The 20460-nt window shown below is 49.9% G+C and carries 12 protein-coding genes and 2 pseudogenes; 5 read left to right on the forward strand and 9 right to left on the reverse strand.

Annotation, left to right across the window (positions count from 1 at the left end; all coding sequences use genetic code 11):
• Nucleotides 1–139: 139 nt before the first annotated feature.
• From PMI16_RS20740 to PMI16_RS25065, 3 genes and pseudogenes are all read right to left on the reverse strand, one after another.
• A complete protein-coding gene (locus PMI16_RS20740) occupies nt 140–1432 on the reverse strand; it encodes a YncE family protein (protein ID WP_007883225.1) in 1293 nt (430 codons plus the stop codon).
• A 52-nt stretch (nt 1433–1484) separates the two neighbouring features.
• Nucleotides 1485–2330, reverse strand: a complete 846-nt coding sequence (locus PMI16_RS20745) for a creatininase family protein (protein ID WP_007883227.1) — start codon at nt 2328–2330, stop codon at nt 1485–1487.
• Between the two features lie 717 nt (nt 2331–3047).
• Nucleotides 3048–3396 (reverse strand): annotated as a pseudogene (locus PMI16_RS25065) (transposase); the annotation flags it as partial.
• A gap of 1415 nt (nt 3397–4811) precedes the next feature.
• Here PMI16_RS25065 and folE point away from each other — a divergent pair.
• The 4 genes and pseudogenes from folE to PMI16_RS25070 all read left to right on the forward strand — a co-directional run.
• Nucleotides 4812–5444, forward strand: coding sequence for a GTP cyclohydrolase I FolE (gene folE, locus PMI16_RS25470; RefSeq protein WP_007883233.1), 633 nt, complete (start codon nt 4812–4814; stop codon nt 5442–5444).
• A gap of 532 nt (nt 5445–5976) precedes the next feature.
• Entirely contained in the window at nt 5977–7728 is a 1752-nt protein-coding gene (locus PMI16_RS20770) for a zinc metalloprotease (elastase) (protein WP_007883234.1), read from the forward strand.
• A gap of 819 nt (nt 7729–8547) precedes the next feature.
• Nucleotides 8548–10716 (forward strand): glycoside hydrolase, encoded by a 2169-nt coding sequence (locus PMI16_RS20775; protein WP_007883235.1) that lies wholly within the window; start codon nt 8548–8550, stop codon nt 10714–10716.
• A 410-nt stretch (nt 10717–11126) separates the two neighbouring features.
• A pseudogene (locus tag PMI16_RS25070) lies at nt 11127–11584 on the forward strand (IS110 family transposase); the annotation flags it as partial.
• A gap of 303 nt (nt 11585–11887) precedes the next feature.
• Here the strand turns inward: PMI16_RS25070 and PMI16_RS20785 are convergent.
• Nucleotides 11888–13549: an Ig-like domain-containing protein gene (locus tag PMI16_RS20785; RefSeq protein ID WP_007883239.1), complete on the reverse strand. Its 1662-nt coding sequence runs from the start codon at nt 13547–13549 to the stop codon at nt 11888–11890.
• A 735-nt stretch (nt 13550–14284) separates the two neighbouring features.
• Here PMI16_RS20785 and PMI16_RS25475 point away from each other — a divergent pair.
• Nucleotides 14285–15049: a CDP-diacylglycerol diphosphatase gene (locus PMI16_RS25475; RefSeq protein ID WP_007883241.1), complete on the forward strand. Its 765-nt coding sequence runs from the start codon at nt 14285–14287 to the stop codon at nt 15047–15049.
• A gap of 748 nt (nt 15050–15797) precedes the next feature.
• Here PMI16_RS25475 and PMI16_RS20795 read toward each other — a convergent pair.
• The 5 genes from PMI16_RS20795 to PMI16_RS20815 form a co-directional block, all read right to left on the reverse strand.
• The gene (locus tag PMI16_RS20795; RefSeq protein ID WP_007883246.1) at nt 15798–16496 is read right to left on the reverse strand and encodes a hypothetical protein; all 699 of its coding nucleotides are present in this window, start codon (nt 16494–16496) and stop codon (nt 15798–15800) included.
• Nucleotides 16497–16685: 189 nt separating this feature from the next.
• The gene (locus PMI16_RS20800) at nt 16686–17831 is read right to left on the reverse strand and encodes an RHS repeat-associated core domain-containing protein (protein WP_237719911.1); all 1146 of its coding nucleotides are present in this window, start codon (nt 17829–17831) and stop codon (nt 16686–16688) included.
• Nucleotides 17832–17981: 150 nt separating this feature from the next.
• Complete coding sequence (locus PMI16_RS20805) at nt 17982–18827, reverse strand: CPBP family intramembrane glutamic endopeptidase (RefSeq protein ID WP_007883248.1); 846 nt, start codon at nt 18825–18827, stop codon at nt 17982–17984.
• A gap of 84 nt (nt 18828–18911) precedes the next feature.
• Entirely contained in the window at nt 18912–19202 is a 291-nt protein-coding gene (locus tag PMI16_RS20810; RefSeq protein WP_007883250.1) for a hypothetical protein, read from the reverse strand.
• Nucleotides 19203–19511: 309 nt separating this feature from the next.
• Nucleotides 19512–20333, reverse strand: a complete 822-nt coding sequence (locus PMI16_RS20815; protein ID WP_007883251.1) for a 2OG-Fe(II) oxygenase — start codon at nt 20331–20333, stop codon at nt 19512–19514.
• Between the last annotated feature and the right edge of the window lie 127 nt (nt 20334–20460).

The following is a 20460-nucleotide window of genomic DNA, read 5'->3' on the forward strand; positions in this document are numbered from 1 at the left end:
GCAGCTCCATTTGGAGCTGCGAGCAAGGGGGCGATCGAGGTGCAGCCTTCGCTAGGCGCTGGGAAGGTGGATCAATTGGAGAGGGAGTTCTACGAGCAAATCAATACACAGCGATTCCTCGTGAAGCGATTGTGCATTGTTATCGCATATTCCCAGTATGCCCAAGCGAGTACGTCCCTGGTTGAGGCCAAACCGCTAATCCATGCGGCTCACGTCCCACTTTAATCTTCTTGACGTCTCCGGACGTCGTGTCGAAACGATATACAACGTCATCGAATCGCCCTGACAACCACAAGAATTTTCCATCAGCGCTTACCCCTCCCATATCGGGACTGCCTCCACCGGGAATTGGCCAAGTCTTTATGAGAGTACGAGTCTCATAATCAATCACGGAAACGCTACCTTTGCCACCTTGCTTCCCATGGATATCGTGAGAGCCACGATTGGCAACATATAGGCGGTCACCATCGCGGCTTGGATAAAGGCCGTGGGCACCGACCCCTGTCGAAATGAAGTCTATTTGCTTGAGCGATTCGCCATCAACCACGTGTACGCCATCCGCCATCATGTCTGCGACAAAAAAAGTCTTTCCGTCAGGTGACACACGCACGTCTTGTGGCATACCTGTGCCAGTACAGATTTCAGAAGCCACGACTTTCGAATCGGGGATCTTTTTGGGCTTCTTACTTGGTTGCTCAAAAGATTCCACTGCCGCCAGACGGTCAAAATATTTGCAGAGCTTAAGCGTCCCCACAACTGCTCGGCTATCCATGTCAATTTTGGTGATCGACCCATCGAATTCGCAAGTAAAAAGCACATACCGGCCGTCAATGGAAAAATCTGCGTGATTGATGCCACCGCATTGTGGAGTTGCAATTGAATATTGCAACTTCATTGTATGAGGGTCACGAAAGTCCAAGCGCTTGTGCGCTTCCGCTACTACGATCGCAGATCGTCCGTCCGGAGACCAGTAGAGATTGTAGGGGTCATCGACCATAATCGCTTTTCCAGGTTTGCTCGTTATCGGGTCAATGGGTGTCAAGCTACCGTCCTTTCGACCTTCTGCATTATTGGCAACCCATAACGTGCGCAGGTCCCATGCCGGCACCACATGCTGAGGATTGGCACCCACCATAAACGTGTCAATCACCTTGAGCGTTTCTGGGTCAATCACGGACACTGTGTTGTCAGAGTGATTGGGTACGTAGATTCGCTCCAATGCGTCGGCGACAGTCGGACTCATATGGCTCGGCGCAGTCCCGCGATATAGGTTGCTCTCATTGCTGATGGCCAGCATTTTTGGCATTGCGATACCGTCCAATGGCAATGGTAAATACTGATCGGTCATAGGGGTTTTTTCCATCGCCAACAATGCTGCTGACGCAGACAAAACAAATAGGATAGAAATAGCTGTTACTAACTTCATACGCATGCATGGGTCCTTGGTTTTAGATCAAAACGGATTTTGCAAAGAGATGGGTTGATCACCGTTGCCGATTTTGTGCTGCACGAATTGCCATGACAGTTTGGGACACGATTAAATCGACTCCGATTTTCCCCAACCTGAGGGTCGCTGCTCGCGGGTCGCCGACGATGCCACTGTTTGGTTCTTTGCGCGGATCGCGCAACAGTTCGCCCGTTCTGACAAGCGAGGCATCAGTGGCTATCATCAAAGATGTATCGGCGGCTCCAGCATGACGGCCGATTTTCTCTTCGCTCAAGCCTTGTTCACGCAGCACTTGTACATAGTTGATGTTTGCAGCCTGATAATAATCGGCAATGAAGTGCACGCGAGTAGGGGTGGCTGCCCACTCCCGATTCAGGTGGCTTGCCACTTCCTTGAGCAGATGCTGATATCCGCCGTGATCGCCTATCAATACAATATTGATGAAGCCATGTTGCTTGAGGCTTCGCGCAGCACCATCCAGAATGGCTTTAAAGGCGTCGGGAGACACCGAAATCGTGCCTGGAAAACGCATGTGCCCCACTGGAGGGGAAATGCTGCCTTCAGGCGCATAAGCTACAACCGGAGCAACTAAGGTATTACCCAAGTCTGAGGCAATCTTGTCTGCAAGCACCTTGACACGAGCATTGTGCTTCCCCAGCCCCATATGCGGACCGCTTTGTTCGGTACCGCCGACCGGAATGATCACGGTTGTCTTACCTGCTTGCAAGGCATCTCGAACTTCAGTCCAAGTTAAATCTTCAAGAAATACGCTGCTAGATGCGGGCCACGCAACAGGAATGAAGGCAACCAGCCAGAGCACAAGAAAAATACCGACGAGCCTGACTTGCCGCATTAGTGGGGAATAACATGGATTGGCTTTCATTAATTCCGTCTTATGTCTTTAATGTTGCGAGCAACATCCCATTTATTAAAAGAGGTTTTATTTATTCGCGTTGTATCAGCGATCAAATTGACCGCTATTGCAAGGCCGCCGATTAAGGATGTCCTTGATCTGAGGCTGGATTGAGTCCTCGCCTAGTTTTCATCACTGCAGATCAAATTGACTAGTGACATTACAATTTCTTTTGCATTAGGAATCTATAGGCAGGGTCTTAAAAATGCGGAGAGCGGCAAATTTTATTAAGGTCGTTTTTTCGCAATTTGACGATGCTTAGAAATGCTCTCCTTCTCGGGCTGGACTGAGATCTTGAGCGCCTCTCGTCTATGTATTCAGAAATCGATATATTTGATTGGCAGTAAGACGTTTGAACAGAACGTCGTGAAACTGGAGCCTGAAAAGCACGATCCACAAAATACCTGAGCTTAGTGGCTTCATGATTAGTGGTGTCGATCGATGAGGATGAATCAATGGCAGGGTAATTAACTCAGGCCGCAGCATCTCACTGCTGCGTAGGATTTTGGCGGCCGCAGATGTTGCGAACGTCCACCTTGTACAGATTCCATTCGCTGCGTCGAGGCTTCGCGACCTGAGGTCGCACCCGACGCGCTTCACTATGCCTCTTCACTTGCTTCGTCAGGACTGCGTATTCCAGTGAATTTAGTCATGTAGCTCAACAAGATGGGCGGACACTCGGTGTTTAGGCATCGGCCACGTTTTGCTGATGTTGTGCAAGACTAGGTAGAGGAATTTGACTAGTGCCTTGTCGCTCGGAAGAGGTCCACGAATTTTTGTCTGTTTGCACAGATTCATGTTGACTGATTTGATGGCATTGGTCGTGCAGATATCCGGCGGAGCCAGTTTCTGCGCCAGGATTACCCGATAGACGTAGATACTCGCCATCTCATGTTTGTTCAAATTCATCGGGCCGGATTTCGGCTTCTTCGGCAGTCGGGGACTTTCGAACATCGCTTTCGGAGGCATAATTCAAGCTGTTTCGAACCATATGAACGATGTACAGTTGAATGGTAGTTCGCGAAATAGCTTCGATATGACATCCGGGAATTCGTTATATCGTTAATGGAGCACAGTTACTCCCCATTAAATCCCGGAGCACAAATATTCATAAATCATGAACTCTGTTGATTTTTTGTTCGGAGTCATATCGCAATAGCGAGGCCCAGATAAATAAGAATATCAATAGAATCTCAATGCGAGAAACGCTTTGGCGAGGATATGATTAGTGCACAATGCCCTATTACATGCTCTTCATTATTCGAAGGATGCGCCGTAGGGATCGTAGTCCCCTTAAATTTTTTTGAGCTTGCCCGTCTGTCGTTGTGCCGATGTTATTTTTTAGGCGACACCATTCCGATTTACGGACGATGACAAATGGTTCACCATAGTAGGGGCTTATCAGCACTTCCTCTTTCTCTGCCAAGCGCAAGACGTCCATAAGATTTTCAGCAAGATATGTCACACTAAAACAATACATATTTGAATCCTAATATTTAAATTATCAAAGGTAGTGATGAACTTTGGAAAAAGATGTAGGACTTGTCTGAGTTTGTGGTTGATCGCATATATGCGTCAGGGCAATCGAATCAAATCTGAGCAGATATCCTGAGGATGCGAGTACGATAAGCATCACTGGTAGCGGTCTTGAGTCGCCGGCATCTTGATGCCGGCTTTAGTGTTGGTATCTCTCACGCAAGAGATTCAAGGTGATGTGATGCAGAATAGCGAGGTTCTGTGTCTCTGACGCGGCACAAGTCTTCGACGACGGCGATATCCAATACCCCATGCATGATGTTCTTGATGCGTCCGTGCGAAATCACGGCGTGGGCGAGGCGTTGGGCGTAGGTTGCTGAGGTAGTAGCGCTGTTCGGTGGGGATATGTCCTTAGCTCTTACGAGTGGCTTCGATCAGGACCGCCGAATGCAATCCCGGCCAGCCGTACTGCGTCTTAGTGGCATGTGGGCTGGCGAAATCGCAGGTCACGCATCTCCTGGTTTCAATGTAACCGTGACCCCTGTCGATCTAGGTGTGTTCGCTGTAGCAGGCAATTGATCCGGTGTCTTCTCCGGAAGGCGCAATGTTACCTCGAACATTTGCTAGGACGACTGCACCATATCCATATTGTCTTGATTGTCCGCATGTAGTCGGCTTGGTAGTCGACGATCTTTTGCGCATATCACCCTGTCCCTCTCCATGGCATCGATGGTGGCGCCTGTCACCAGCAAGGTGTCGAGCAACATAAGCGATTCGGTGTCGGATCTGATACATCGACTCAAGAAGAAGTGCGGTTGCCTCAAGAGGATGATTCCTCTCTCTATTTCGTCCAAGTCTCATATGTTAGTACATTGTGGGGCTTGTATTCTTAATTAACAGATTTTACTGATAGCTATATTGTGAACTATTGCCCATTCAGATCTGTTTCGATATGGAATCTTAAAAGGAGTGGAAATGTCATCTCATGGCGATTCAATTTTGACTTGTTGTCAGAGCGAGAAATTCTCCGGAGTCAAACGAACCCACTGCTTTGATTCAGGAGCCTTCGAGTTGAGCATTATCCATCTTCTTCAGGCAAGTGGCATTGAGACTGATGACTCTCACATGAAAAATACAGCTCGCCGCGTAACCGAGCTATGGAAGAACCGCTTGCTGGATGGATACAATGTGGATCCATTTGATGCATTAGGAGCGGGTTTTGATGATGATTGCCGTGACGTGGTCATTGTGCGAAATATCGCTATACATGGAATCTGTCCGCATCATTTACTCCCTTTTCGTGGAGTGGCACATGTCGCTTATTTACCTAATGGTCGATTGCATGGTTTCGGGCGAATCACTCGAATGGTTGATGCCATTAGTCACAGATTTACATACCAAGAATGGATGACTAAGGCTATCGTTACTTGCCTCATGGATTTTGGAAAAGCTCGAGGAGCAGCATGCATCGTCGAGGCTGAACAACTTTGTTTGTTGATGGGGGAGAACAGGCGAGGAGATGAAAGTGTTGTTACTCATTCGTATGCGGGAGAATTTGAAAAAAATGAAGTCGTTCGTGCTGAATTCCAGCGTTCAATCAAACGGTAACACGCTGGTTGTGGAATGTTCCATCGCTTGGTTGCATTCGTTTCGCCGTCTCAAATCGTTATGAAAAACTCGCCGTTCTATAGTGGGAACTTTTTTAAATCATTAATCTAATTTCGCAACTGCCTCTTAGTACAACGTACGTTGTTCGGGCAGGCCTGTGATCTATTCCGACGCATGGGGATAAACTGGATTTTCCCGATAGAACATACATGATGTCTCTATCGGAGATCGTTGATTTGCATAAATTTGTTCTTTGATGGGCAGTTGCAAAAAGTTGTTCATCTTTTGCGTGCGAGAACTATAGTGGATTCAATACTTCACGCATAGAGTGATCATGGAATCCTTCAACGATGAAAATGCACACCTTTTTTATTGTGTTGTCGATGGGGCTTTGGTTGACACGTCAAGATGGGCTACCCCAGACGAGGGGGGCATTGCTTAATGAAAAGGAACAGCGATATTTTTTAAGAAGAAAAGCGATCGAATTGTATTTGGCACGGACTGGCAGCATTTAAACAGGGAGCCACATTAAATGTTTAGGAAAAACCTAAAGAATTATCTGGCGGGTGGCTGTATTATTCCACTTAGCACAAGCATGGCCGCGACACGAGAACCCACAACGGAGTTTCCGCTTGTCCAGAAAGAGAATGGCTGGTTTCATCAAGATGGTCGGGCGGCACAGCTATTTAATCTGGACTGGAAAGCTTCGACCGATGATCCCGGGAAGATGGCACTGAGCTATATCCGGCAGCATGCAAAATTACTTGGAATATCTGATAGCCAGGTCAAACAGTTGTCGGTTTCTTCCATCAGGAAAATGGCAGATATCGCCATTGTACGGTTCAGACAAAACATACAAGGTGTACCTGTTTTCGCATCAGATATTGCTGTTTCCCTGATGCCTGACGGGAAAATTATTTACGTTGCCAGTACGGTGGTGCCACTGACTGAAGATAACTTGGTTACCACGTTCCGTGCGGAAATCAGCAAAACCGAGGCTGTCCAGGCAGCTCAGACTTGGCTTGGCAGGCCGCTGACTCATACACAGATTCAAAGAAACGTGTACGTTGATGAGCATAAACAGCCACACAGTGCGTGGAATATTGTCGCAACAGATAAAGGCGGGGATGAATGGAATGTTGTAGTAAACCAAGCGGACGGCACCATTTTGGATGCTAGGAAAATTTCTCTGGAATTCGGTAGCAGCCAAGGGTATGTGTACAAACCGGACCCATTGACTTCAGCACACGCAAAATATGGAGACCCCGGATATATCAATGATCACGGAAAAGACACGCCGCAATTAAAAGCCGCACGTGTACTGGTTGATTTGTCGGATATAACTCAAAATGGGGACGGCAAATGGCAGCTTGTGGGGCCGCGAGCACACTGCATCACGCAAAGTTATCAGCACATTGCGGACTATAACAGCTGCCCTGTACAAACTAATACATTGTTTGATTACACCCGGGATAGTCGCTATTTTGCCGCTATTAACGCTTATTACCATATTGACCGTGTGATGAATTATGTAAATACGGAACTACAGCTTCCACTTTATCCTCTCCAATACACCGGTGGAGTGAAGTATGACCCGCACGGCTGGCGGGAGGATGGTAACGATTATTCAGGCCTTCCCCCCGGGGAAGACTGGATTGAGCCACGTTCCCGGTATCTGTTAGCCTCAGGGATTATCGAATATGGTGGCGGATCAAATAATCACGGAGGGAGCAACATTGATGATCCGGGCGTTCCCGCAGGGGCTTATACAGCCATGCCGGATATGGCGGAAGACGCAGCAGTGATTGTCCATGAGCTGGGGCACGGATTGCATGACTGGGCCACAAATCATCATCTCTCTAATGAGGAAGGTTTGAGCGAGGGAGTGGGTGATTATTTTGCCGGAGGCTATATCCGGGATATGGGTTATTCGGGGTATAACAAGCTTCAGCCTTGGGCCGGGGCAACAAATCCTGACAATATTCGAGTATTTGACTGGTACATTGGGCATCAGTATCCGAAGGATATTTCAAATTCTCCACATAATGCCGGGCAATACTGGAGTTCATGCAACATGGCAGCCCGAACATCTTTAGGGGGAAAGCTGATGGACAAAGCCATGCTGGTTGGTCTGGCCATGACAGGCCATGAAACAAATCAGGCGCAGGCAGCCCAGGCTGTCCTGATTGCTGCGCAGACACTTGGGTTCACTGCTGCACAAATGGATACACTATTCAAAGCATATACCCACACATGTACCTACCCAGTGAAAAAACCAGGCTAAAAGTACCTTTAGCCTAAAATGCTGCGTAGGGCCGCATTTCAGAATTAAGATAGAGGCGGCTCGAAACATATCGCAGATCATCCGGTCAATCGGGTTGATGCTTGGAATCCCGGTCGACCCTCAATATCAGCAGCAAATCTTGCTCATTAAAAAGCCCCGACATGCGGGGCTGAAATTTGACCAACACCACGGCCATCAAACAATACGACGGCCTCAAGCATCGCGGTGATGAATCTGATGTTCGCCATCTAGCACACATTTTACGACTGGGATTGCTACTAGGAGGCCATATCATGCCGCGGGCCACGCGAGCTGTCCACGACTTGGCGCGCAAACGTATGCAACTGGTGCATAGATCGTCTCAATCGAAACCTGTATGGCACAACAAACCGGCGGTCAACTCTCCAGTAACGACGTCAAGCAGTTGATTGATGCCATGTCACTTGGCTTGCCTGAATTGATGAGACTGAAAGCCAATCTGGCGATAATGTAGGCGCTGCAAGTGCAAATCGATGTCATCGAAACCGCATTATCGAAACACTGCCGTCGCAATCCTGAACATCGCCTCCTTAAAACCGTATCCGGTATCGGACCGATCCTGGCAACCGTGATCCTTCTTGAAACCGGGTGAGTATGGGGGACTGCTGGATTCACGCAGCCATACATTGAAGCAGAGGGCACGAAATCAATCGGCGGACTATCGACGATGATTGAGTGAAACTGGAATAGCACGAAAAGATTTATGAGACGTACGTTCGAACCCTTTACAGGGGACGGCTAATGGGTGACCCACTTATGGAATGAGCAGGTAACAGGTACATGAGATTTCTTCCTTTATTTTTTCTTTTCATCACACCGCTGGTTCAGGCGCTTACCCTCAGTAATGAGATTTGGCGGATCGATATCGATCCGCAAACACTTGCCGTCGATGCCAGGCTGCCTTCAGGAAAAATATTGCCGCTGTCAGCGGCGGGCCAAGCTCGCAGCGTTGCATGGCTTGAACAAGCTGATTCAGATACAAGCGGGCAGTGGCAATGGAATGGAGACACCAAGGTCAGTGCGCAGTTGAACGATGGCACGTTGGTATTGCGATTTAGCCGCAGCGCGCCCGGTCAGTTGCAGTGGCCGACGTTGCCTTCGGGCGCTCAAACGCTCTTGCTGCCCATTCATGAGGGCTATGCCGTTCCGGCGCAACATCCAGAATGGCGGCAGGCGCTGACAAAAGAATACAGCGGGATCAATACGACCGAAGATCTGAGTTTGCCGGTGGTCGGTTTTGATTACGGCGGCTATGTGATTTCCCTACTGTTTGCCAATCCCTTCAATAACACACTGGATTTTTTCCCTGACGCCAAGGGCATCGGCATGACGGCGACGCATCAGTTCACCCGTCTCGATCTGAGCCGACCGTACGAGGTACGGATCGCGCTCAATGACGCCGATTGGCTTGCGCCCGCCAAACAATATCGACAGTGGTTGCAAGCGCGGGGCGAATTTGTTTCTCTCAAATCCAAGCTGGCGGCGGTGGAGGATGGTGTTCGTCTGATTGGCGCCAGCCATGTGTATTTGTGGGGCGAGCGGCTCATCGTGCAGCAGGATGTGAAAGATTGGCGCGCGCTGCAACGTGCCATCCCCGCCGATTGGTTGAAGGGCGAAGCCGCAAAGGCTGTGCGCGTCGCCGATCTGGGCAGCAATGTCTACTTGCAGAGGGTGCTGATCAACGGCGTCAACGAGGCGCTGATCCACCTGGCACCCGGAGAGGAAGCGGCCCGGTTCGAACAGCGCAAGAAGATTATCCTCGATACGCTGGGGAGCGCGCTGAATCCGCCGGCGAGCTGGGGCGACGGCAGTTCGCCAAAAATGATCGAACGGTTGAGAAAGGCGGGATTGGACAGGCTATGGCTGGGCTTGCCGCAATGGACAGCCGCTTTTGTCAGTCCGGAAGGCGTCGTCGCCGCGCGGCAAGCCGGTTACCTGATCGGACCGTACGATTCCTACGATACTGCGCTGCCGGCCAGCAATGGCGATCCAATCTGGCTATCGGCCCAATTGGGGGCGGACGCATATCTACGCTGCGGCATCATGCTGGAAAACGGCAAGCGTAAACCAGGTTTCCAGGGCAAGGGCGTCTACACCAATCCGGCCTGCGTGCGGCCGCTACTGGAGCGGCGCATCTCTATGCTGCAAGCCCTTAGTCATTACAACAGCTGGTTTCTGGATGTGGACGGCACCGGCATGGTGTTCGACGATTACGATCCGGCCAAGCCAACTTCGCAGGTGCTGGATGCTCGAAACCGTATTGCCGGCATGGAGTGGATCGCCCAATCGCAAGGTCTTGTCGTAGGCTCGGAAACAGGAAGCGCCGTGGTCAATTCCAGCATCGCTTTTGCACATGGCATGCAGACCTCCGGATTCGGCTGGCGTGATGCTGATATGCGCAAAGACCGGCAATCGCCCTACTATTTGGGGGCGTGGTTTCCGCAAGACGAGCCAGCGTTTTTCTTTAAGACAAGCTCGATCAAGCCGCAGTATCAGACGCTATATTTCGATCCCACCACGCGCTTGCCGCTGTTTCAGGCGGCGTTTCACGACAGCATCGTCACCACGTACCACTGGACAGTGGACAGCCTCAAATTCAAGGAGACCCGTGTGACGACCGAGCTGTTGCAGCAACTTTACAATGTACCGCCATTGCTCAATATAAGTCTGGGTACTGCGGATCGTCGCATCGCCTATCTGCAATCCATCGATGCCTTTTTCCGTCCACTGCACGAGCGGCTTTTCGATCAGAAACTGACAGGTTTCCGTTGGCTCGACACGGATGGTCGTTTGCAGGAAACCCGGTTTGCAGATGGCACCCGCATCCTTGCCAATTTCGGCAAGCTGCCGATGTGGTCGGGCGGTCTTGAAATCACCGCATTGAGCGTTGTGGCAATTCTTCCAGATGGCAAGACAATACGCTTTCAATCGACGGCCAACTTGAAATAAAACGTAATCCGGCAGGCATCATTGGCTTTCTCTCTGAGTTGTGTGTGGGGGGGGGCAAGAAAGATCATGAGCGAACCCGAGTGTACGCGCCGATCGACAACATTAAGCAGAACTTGCGCCGAGAGTGGCGTCATTTCACCCATCCCAAAATGGTCCAGAGAGCTGTCGGAATTCATTTGACTCTGAACTTTCCTATTCAGTCTACCTATTTCCATAAGCCAGCTCTTAAATTCGGGACTAGAAAGAGATCTTGTTTTAGCCCTATCCGGACTCAGCCACTGCGATTTCTGTATTGCCTTATCGAACACATGGGCCAGATATTTAACTTGGAGTAATGGTATGGACGCCCTCTCTCGACGGTGCGGGGTTTAAAGTTGAGGTTTCTCAACTGCGTAGAGGAGTAGTCCACCATGGAAGCGCAAACGATAGGCATTGATCTGGCGAAGAATGTTTTTCAGGCGCACGGTGTGGATCGGCATGGCCATCTTGTGTTGCGAAAACACTGAGACGGGTTGAGATGACGGTATTTTTCGCTAATTTGCTGCCGGCATTGATTGGTATGGAAGCTTGTGGTGGCGCATATTACTGGGCACGTAAATTGGCTGCCTTTGGGCATAAGGTTTGGCTGATTCCCGCTGAATTCGTCAAGCCCTATGTCAAGAGCAACAAGAGCGATGTGCGTGATGCCGAAGCTATTTGTGAAGCGGTAGCGCGACCCAATATGAGATTCGTTGCGGTGAAGTTAATCGAACAGCAGGCCATACTTTCGTTGCATCGAGCGAGGGAGCGGTTAAGGTGCGCACCGCACAAGCGAATCAACTCTGGGGTCTGCTAGCAGAGTATGGGATGATTCTTCCGCAAGGGAGCCGCAATCTTGAGAAGATGCTGCCCTCAATGTTGGCGGAGGCTCACTTCCGCTTCCTGAATTTCTTATCAATACGCTCCAAGCGCTGCTAGATAACTTTCGTCGACTTAACCGTCTTGCTCAAGATATCGAGAACGAAATCCGGCGTTGGCATGTGGCCAACGAAGCAAGCCGAAGACTTGAGCACATACCAGGAATTGGTCCGCTTACAGCCATGGCATTAGTTGCCGGGAGATGCTCGGACTTTCCAGAGTGCTCTACCCTGCGGGATTTCAACTAGGTGACCTCCGCGAGGCCTCGGACAAATCATTCTTGAGAAGCCGGGTCGGCGGTCACGCTGGCTTTCAACTGCTCAAGGGGGGTGCAATCAATTCTCGGCGTAAGGGTCATCGTGAAACTGCCGGTAGTCGGGGTCACATAGACGGACATCAAAGACGTGTAGACCCCTGGTTGCTTGGAGTCCTGAAAAAATGGCGTGAGGCTTCCAATTTGTTTGGCTGCCGTCGGCGGATTTGCGCTGATCGCCAGACTCAATCTCTGCTCCATCCCGGAAACAGCCTGATCGTACTTATTTTTGATGACAAGAGTCAGTTTAACGCCATCCGTCTCCTTAAGAGTTGCTGGGGTTACCGTAAATGTGGTGTGTGCAAGGTCAAGAATTTGCCCCACATTATCGGACGGCTGCATCGCACGCACGGTAACCAGCGTTTTCAAATCGCCAACAGCCGAGCTGTTCCCCAGAGCGTTTAACAAAGTCGGCCGAATGGTCACCGGCGTAGTCGCGCACATGTGTGCACGGAGCTCGGAAGCATACACACCAGGCTGCCTCTCTTCGATGGGGCTTTCCGAAAATTGGTCAAACGTTTGTTCCGTGCCTCGATATGGTGTCGACAGCCCATAGCCAAGATACTTTGCTAAGCCGGTCAATGGCTGTCCGGCCGCGTTCTTAGCAGTCAATACCAACTGGCTGCTGCTTACCCCGTTGCCTTCGATCTCTGCTGGCGCGCTCGTGAGATGGCTTTGTACCTCATCGATGATAAGATTTTTGTCAATCTGATCCTTCGGGTTGAAACTAAACTGTGCACTACCAGCATTGCTCGCCGGTAATGCGACCTGGACTATAGGCACTACGATGGAGCGTCCGCTAGACAAGTAAAATTGTTGCTGAGCGACTTTCGCTCCAGCCAACCCCCGGTTAGAAGGTTCGGCCACATAAAAGAAGGCTTGGATCGGCATCACCTTCGGGTCATTGTCCCAATGATCCAGCACGATCTCGTTTTCTGCCTTGACATAGGTTGCTTGCTGACTCAAGGGAACGCTATCAATAGTTTGGTTCCGTGCACCGATCAGTGCTTGGAACAGCGCGATTTCATTCCTTTGAAAGGTAAAACCACACGAATGCGCTGAGGACGCTGGGCGATCTCCGGCCGGGACATCATCGTGCAGAAACTTCTTGACCCAGTCGCCTGCTGTCTTAATCGGAGGGGTTAGGGTATCGCACAATGCACTGGCCGCGCCTCCCTCGCTGTTTTGTCCACACATGTCAGGACGATTGACAGTATCTCCGTCGAAGGGAAAGCCACAAAGCACCTTTGCCTTGTTTTTGCCCAGTGGTGTTTTCTCCGGCGGATAGAAAATAATTCCCATGCTGGATGCAAAGGCAAGCTCAGTAAAGTTTGAATCTTTTCTCAAAAAGGAGAATGACATTCCTCTGTTAGTTTTAGATTCCCATATTGTGTGAGACGAGCTGCCGGGTACGGCCGTACCGCGGATTAAAACTCCGGAACATTGGATCCCACTCTTGCCATCAGTCTGATCACCACAGTAAGCGGGCGTATCGTTGTACGCCCGGGTCATTTCGCAGGCAGCTACCTCGCCTGGCGAACCGGTGCAAGTAGTGTTGTCGGCGGCGACTTGCAGGCTCAAGGTTGCCAACACGACGACAATGAATGTGTGATACAGGCTCATGGTTTTAGGGGGCCTTTTGTGGTCAATGAATACGGTCGGTCGCGTGCTTGCTACCTATCCTTCCCTCTGAACGGTCAACGCCGATCCTTTCGGCATCGCCATAATCTGTGACTTCTACGAATACCTGTCTAACATGGTTTGCACGGCAAGAAATAGGTTGCGATCCTACGCCCCCCTTCAGATCATTGAAGTGCATAGTCATGCAGATTTGAGATTTACTTAAACTAGATGTCTTTTTAACAAAATAACGAAGCAGAAAAACCAACAATCAGATACTTCGCCGCACCAGCGAAATTTCTTGATTGTTCTTGTGCTTATGAATAGCGTGGGGTAAGTTAATAATGATCTAGAAAACGGCATCCGGTCAAGCTCGGAGCGACTTCTTGCTTCATCATGTAAGTCAAACTACATTTCCATTACTATATTTTTAGCGATGGAGTGGCGGGAAGATTTCTCAATCAGCATTGCCATCCTCAGCTTAGTGTCGAAATAGTTCTAAGGTGTGTTGACCTTGAGCAAGGCTTGGCCTCGAAGGGCTGTTAGCTTCGGCTGGTCGCGTGCCGAGGTATGGCAATGCGGATTTCGAGGAGGTCTTCAACGACAGCACTATTGCGTCCGCCCATCAACATGCCGCCGACGCACCCGGAAAATACGACCAAGCGTCGGGGGCGATCACGGGGGAACTGAGTACGAAGATTCACATCATATTCATTTTAAAAAAATCCAATACAAAATATGTACCTAACTAAATACATCGTAATTTTATTGGCATTTTCACTAGGATCAACTGCCTCGCATGCCGATGATGTGGATCCTGATAATTTATGGAAAATTGTCAGCTTACGTTGTGTCCCTGATCAGAAAGAGTTCGGTTCCCCAGCTCCGTGTGAGACGGTTGACCCAAGCAATGGTTATGTCATTCTTAGAGACGTAAGCGCCGAAAAGCCGACCAATCGGCTATTAATACCGACTATGCGCATAGTAGGGCTTGGAGGTATTGGCAAAGAAGGGGCTATAAATTATTGGAGATTCGGCTGGCAAGCACGTCGGAGCGTGCTCAGTCGTGATTATGTCGGCATGGCAGTTAACTCTGATATCAGGAGAAGTCAAGCCCAGCTACATATTCATATAGATTGTCTATCTAAATATGTCGTTGATGAACTAAAAAAATGGGAAGCCAATGCAAAGAATACGGCCACTAGGACGTGGCAGAGACCATTCGACGAAAAAAGTGGTGACCTTGCACCATATCGTACCATGCGCATCGAGAGCGACGACTTATCCGACGTTGATCCATCCAAGCTTGTCTATGACTCGCTTGGAGCCGACAAGGCATCAATGCCGTTGCACACGATTGTCGTTGCGGGTGTCTCCGCTTCAGATCGTTTCAAGGCAGGTTTTTACATTCTTGACAGCGTCGCCTCTGAGACACCATCAAATCACGGTTCCGGTGAGCGGCTGCTGGACCACAAGTGCGCGATCGCGGCTTCGTTACGTTAAGCCGTTCGGGGCGAACCGAGCGGAGGCCGCTTATATGGTTATCACGGCCATATGAACGACCGAGAAAAACATTAAACAACGAAACACTGGCTCAACGGTTTTATCAATCTTTTGCATCCACCGGTTGAACCCGCCGCCAGGAGCAGACGTCGGGAACAAAGAAAAGGCTCGCTCATACGCGGGCTTTTTTATATTAAATTTAGAAGAGAATGCCTATAGATCTGATCGTTATCGGTGGCAGCATTGATGCGACTGAGTGGTAACTTTGAGATGCGAACAGGTGGAAAGTGACTCATACGATCTGTTGGAAATGTTGATGCGAATACTCACACAAGCAGTATTGCCTCATTCGGACCACGGATCGCTCAACACACCGGTGAAGATTTCCAGCGTTTGCTTGATGCCAGCGGTATCATTTTGAGTAGACGATGCTATTGCACTCGTGACGCAGGCATTCAAATTGTTGGCTACCTTCGCTCAGTACAATTTGAAAATCTACTAAGCGTTTAGCGTATGTGTCCGTGACAGCGGGGAAGTGCTGAATGCTTAGCTGATTCCGCGCAGTTTCATGCAGGTCTCACACATCCATATTTTTTTGCCGTTGCGATTGAGGTAGGACCCAGCAGCGGCATCGGCGTACCCTTGATGGTATCTGCAAAATAATTTCTTGGTCAATCGATTTACATTGGATGTTAGCTGATATTTTTCATTGGCGTTCGTCATGTTGGGCAATTTCATGGCAGGCCGATCAATGATGCATGCTATTCAAAAGATTTAATACGGATTTTGTGTTCGAATCGATTTCTTTCAAGGCGCCCAGCCAATGGCTGATAACGCGTTTGACACTCGGTTCTGGTTGCGTATCGCGCCATACTGACAATATCCGATGGTATCCAATCATATCTGCTCGTTGCACGCAATAAGCGATAGTCAACTGCGTCTTCTCGAGATCGCTGAGTATTCTTGGAAACTTTCCGGCGCGCTCCAACAATGCAATTTTCTCGACTGTGTTTTCTTGAATATCCTGTAGATGAGCGGTAATCAACGGAAGCCCCATTGGATTGGGATGGGTATTGACCTTGACGTCTTCTGCATCACTATTTCCAATTTTTACTTTCAAAATGTCGTACTTATCACAAGAAATCAGGCGTGCCGATGGGATATTCGTTTTCGTCCAGGGGAATAAATCATTCTTTTGTGTCACGAGCATGCGTAGCTTATTTTTAAAGCCATGCTCTAGTCCCGGAGGTGTATCTGCACCTTCCATTTCCCAGATGTGGTTCATGAGATTTTCACGCTCTTCTGGATCGGAAAATAGGCTGAGATTCCAGGCAAGACAGCAGACCATTGCTATTTTTTTTCTCGCTTCCAGATCCTTAATAAATAGAAGATGAGGAAGTGCGAAGGTAGAAAAACAAGATGCTACCGAGGACTGTTTGATTTTCATGTGCGTACACTCGTGTGAAAATAAATTTCTGGTTTTTTACCCCCTTCAAGCTTTCGTCGAACGGCGTAAGTGCGGTCAAGAAAATCTCCGACTTTGTCACCACTCGCAATGATTGGGGTAATGAAAATCAATTTTTGTTTTGATCGTTCCTGCTTAAATGCTGCGCATGAGATGTGGAAAAACCTTAGTTCAAATGAGGGGCATGTTTTGCCTGAATGCGAAGCTGACCATGCCAGGTCCGAACGGTATAAGTTGGTCTGGATAATGTCTCTGGAAGTAATCCCGAAACTCCGTTTCTGGTCTCAGACCTTCAAAATGCTCTCGAATGTGCAGCGCGTTAGGATGAAAGCGAAGAACATTCCTTCCTGGAAAAGTGTCGCTCGTACTCGGTATGGGGAGTCCACGCTTCAAAACCCATCCTGCGCGGTATGGCGTGTGTCCCAGAACGGTATCTTGCATCCATCGAAGCGTATCCGTTTGTATCTCGGACAGAGGAGTCAGATAGGTTCTGAACCGTAGCACTCCCGGTGTGATCTGAAGGGGGGCGCCATTCCTCTGCCTTACTGTCAGGGTGTCTCCTTGCAGTGTCTCTCGGTACATGACTTCTTCAATGGACGCTTCATAGTCATGAACGAGGTCACGCATTCGTGTGGATGACCGGGCCACCTGCTGGAGACTGACCCCATCCAGATGGGCGGCAATCTGGCAAAACATTTCGGGGGGGAGGTTCTCCAACGTGGAGGCAGGATGGGCGATGTTCTCGGCCATGGTGGCACCGGCGGCAAGTGCACCTCTGCCGCTCAGGCCAGTATGCGTGAGCATGCTTAGACGGGTCCTGAGTCCTGCTGTTGCCCTGTATGTGCCAGAAACCAAGCCATGCGTCAGGCCTACCGCTCCGGTTCCCATCGACACCCACCCCAGGATCGCTGACGCTTGCGGATCCACATCTTCGCTTGCCCCACTGGCAATGGCGCTCACATCTGCAAGCACACCAGTTATTCCTACCGCCAGTGAGACCGCCGAGGTCGATTCGATGGCGGCCATGATGCTACCAGTGGCCGCCATCGAGGCTCCCGTCGTCACAATCGTCAGCGCCAGTCCGGCAATGCCCATACCGATACCCAGCCACGCCTGCCAGCTCAGGTGCCCCGATGGGTCCGCATAATTGACTGGATCGCCTGCGCAATACGCATACGCATTGATGCCTCCGGCCCCAAACGGACTCCACGCATCCGGACTGTTGAATCGCATCAGCATCGGGTTATATGCCCGATAGCCATTACCCAGGTGATAAGTGCCACTCACCGGATCCCGACGCTGGCCGTTATAGCCCAACAGAACATCTGTTATTTCATCCTCCGTTTGTTTGGTACTTGCAATTATTCAATACATGGATATTTTTTGTGTCAAAAGGAAATAAATAAAGACGGTATGGTTTTGATTGTCGCTACTTTTAGATTTGACTGACAAATGCACTCAACATCTTTAAATTGGCTGTAACGCCGGGTAGGTAAAGAGAAAAAAATGCGTAGCGTTCAAGCCGAAATGGCTCAGAACCGCAACTTGAAAGCCTCCAAAGCGATAGGCCAATCCGTAACCGACACCAGCGAGGCTCGCCAGTGCAACCAATTGCCAACCGCCTGTTGCATGTGACAACCCGAATAAGAATGCCGCGACACCAATCGCCAACGCATCTTTATATGGGTATTGCTTCAGCATGCGACTTATGCCACCTTGCAAGTAGCCGCGGAAAAACGCTTCTTCGGCAAAAGAGACGAGTAACAGATTGTTGAGCGCCCATAACCAGCTGACCGCAGGAAATTTGGGTTCCCATGCGACCACCCCCAGCGCTATCGCTAGCGCCATGCAGGCCACTGTCGTGATCAGCGTAGTACTTACGCCTGCGATGAGCGTTGTCCGCAGGTCGCGCAACGACCGAATCCAGGGAAACAGCAGCACCAGCCAGAAGCCGACCAGAGGCTTGTCCAAGTTGAGGTACATAGTAAAAGGGGCGGCATCCGCTGTGATACGTTCTGGCCCAAAAACCTTGGGGTTGTGAAAGCCTGGAAATAAATGAAGGCTGAGTGCAAGAGCGAGCCCAATAAATAGGGCGTGTCCAAAATATTGCCAAGGCCGAGGACGCTGCTCTGTGACTGCGGTGGCTGCCAATAGCAACAAAATGATGGGAATGGCTGCCGCTATGCTGAGTTGCCCATGCAGCAGCGCGACACCATAAGCTGTCAGCAGCAGCGCCAGACTTAAAAACCAGAAATTGCCTAACAATGTCACGAAAGCTGCAAGAAAAATAGCGGACCACTGCATTGCAAACATAGTTTTCTTTCTCCATAAAAAATAGAAAATCCGTTTTAAGCTATCGGTCGCGCTCGGCACGAAGCTGGCATTTGTGTGAACTCACTAAGGAGCTGCTGATCGCCATCGTCCGAAGCCGTCGCTGGAGCTAATCCGCGCCAATGGCACCGCGCGGAACGCGCCTGTCGGCTCATTATCTAGTTTCACCCATGCGAATTTTTCGCCATTGCCAACATGCCGACGGATGGCTGCAACGAAGCCGACTAGGATGTCATCATCAAGGGTGTTGAATGTGATGCGGTCCATGATCTCGGGTGGTTGCATCACAAAGTCTCGCTGTGCTGACACCTGTGTGTTCGAGTTGAGCGAAGTGGCGAATTTTTGTTTTGCTCTCATGAGTTTTTCTCCTTTGCGGCCATGACATAACGCATGTAAAAGTAATCGACGGCAAGCATGCAGCCATAAAGCCTTTGCGTTCTACCGAAGGCTCTTCAGCTATTGTGTGACTCGATTACACAACCCACGCAGCAGTGCGCATCCTTAAAGTGGATCAAGCCCTTGGCATCATGAAAGGAAGGCCATGGATGCTTTACCAGAATGTGTTTCGAATACATATTTGCCTGGCTAGGTGTTCAAGGTCTCTTCTCGTTGCAATTCGTCTCACTTACGACACTTGCGATCGGTCAGCGTCACCGCAATGCTGATTCAGTCTTTTTGCTTGTTGACCAGATGCTTGCCGCGGCCAATCTTCAGTGTCTTCGATACGAAATTGCGCAAGCGGTTGTCAAATACACCGATAAATCGTTTCAGCTTTTCTTCAGGACGGCCGGAAAATGACGTGACGTGGAAATAGTCCGATTCGTCGGGCGAGATGGCGGAGAAATAATAATTGGACACGCAGCAGCGCGGGCGATTGGCTTTGACCGGGCTGACCGAGTGCCAGCTGAGCTTGTTCGTTTCCATCACGACCAGACGATTGAAGTGCGATGTCAAGGTCTTGGGGACGGTTCTGTCTTCATTCCACAGCTCGAAATTCCCGCCATTTTCCAACGCCCAGTCAGGCGACACGTAATAGAGCAGGTTCAGGCGACGATACCGTTCCCGATTGGCGTCATGGCTGTTGTCGATATGCGGATTCAGATAGTCGCCTTCGAACATCATCGACAAGCCGCCGGCGTACAACTTTGGATCGGGTTCGATTTTCGTCAGGCCGACGATGTCGGAGACCAGATCAACGATCTGCGAATCCTGAAAAGCGTAAGTAATGTCCGCCAGGATCTGGTCGTACGCATCCAGATTGGCGGACGTTCTTTTCTTCTCGCGAAACGACTCGCGATTGAAGAAGCCGTCGCCATTTTTCGGGAATGCCTGATAGATGCTATTGCACAAATCCGGCGGCAACAGATTGTCGATGACGAAGTGTCTGGTCGTCGTGCCTTCGGGATGCTGCCATTGCTGCTGAATGCTGTCCCGGTTCTCGTTGAGCTTATTGACAAGCAACGTGACAAAGGTGTTTTTATCCGACATGAATTCTCTTCCCAGTTCCTATTTCGGTTTCAAATGATACCTTTCATACAGCTGACTGTACAGGGTATGAAAGCCCAGCAAAGGCCCTGTCCGCGCGTCTGTACGACGAAGGACGAGTACTCTTCGG

It is taken from the genome of Herbaspirillum sp. CF444, from assembly GCF_000282135.1.
Taxonomy (GTDB): domain Bacteria; phylum Pseudomonadota; class Gammaproteobacteria; order Burkholderiales; family Burkholderiaceae_D; genus Herbaspirillum.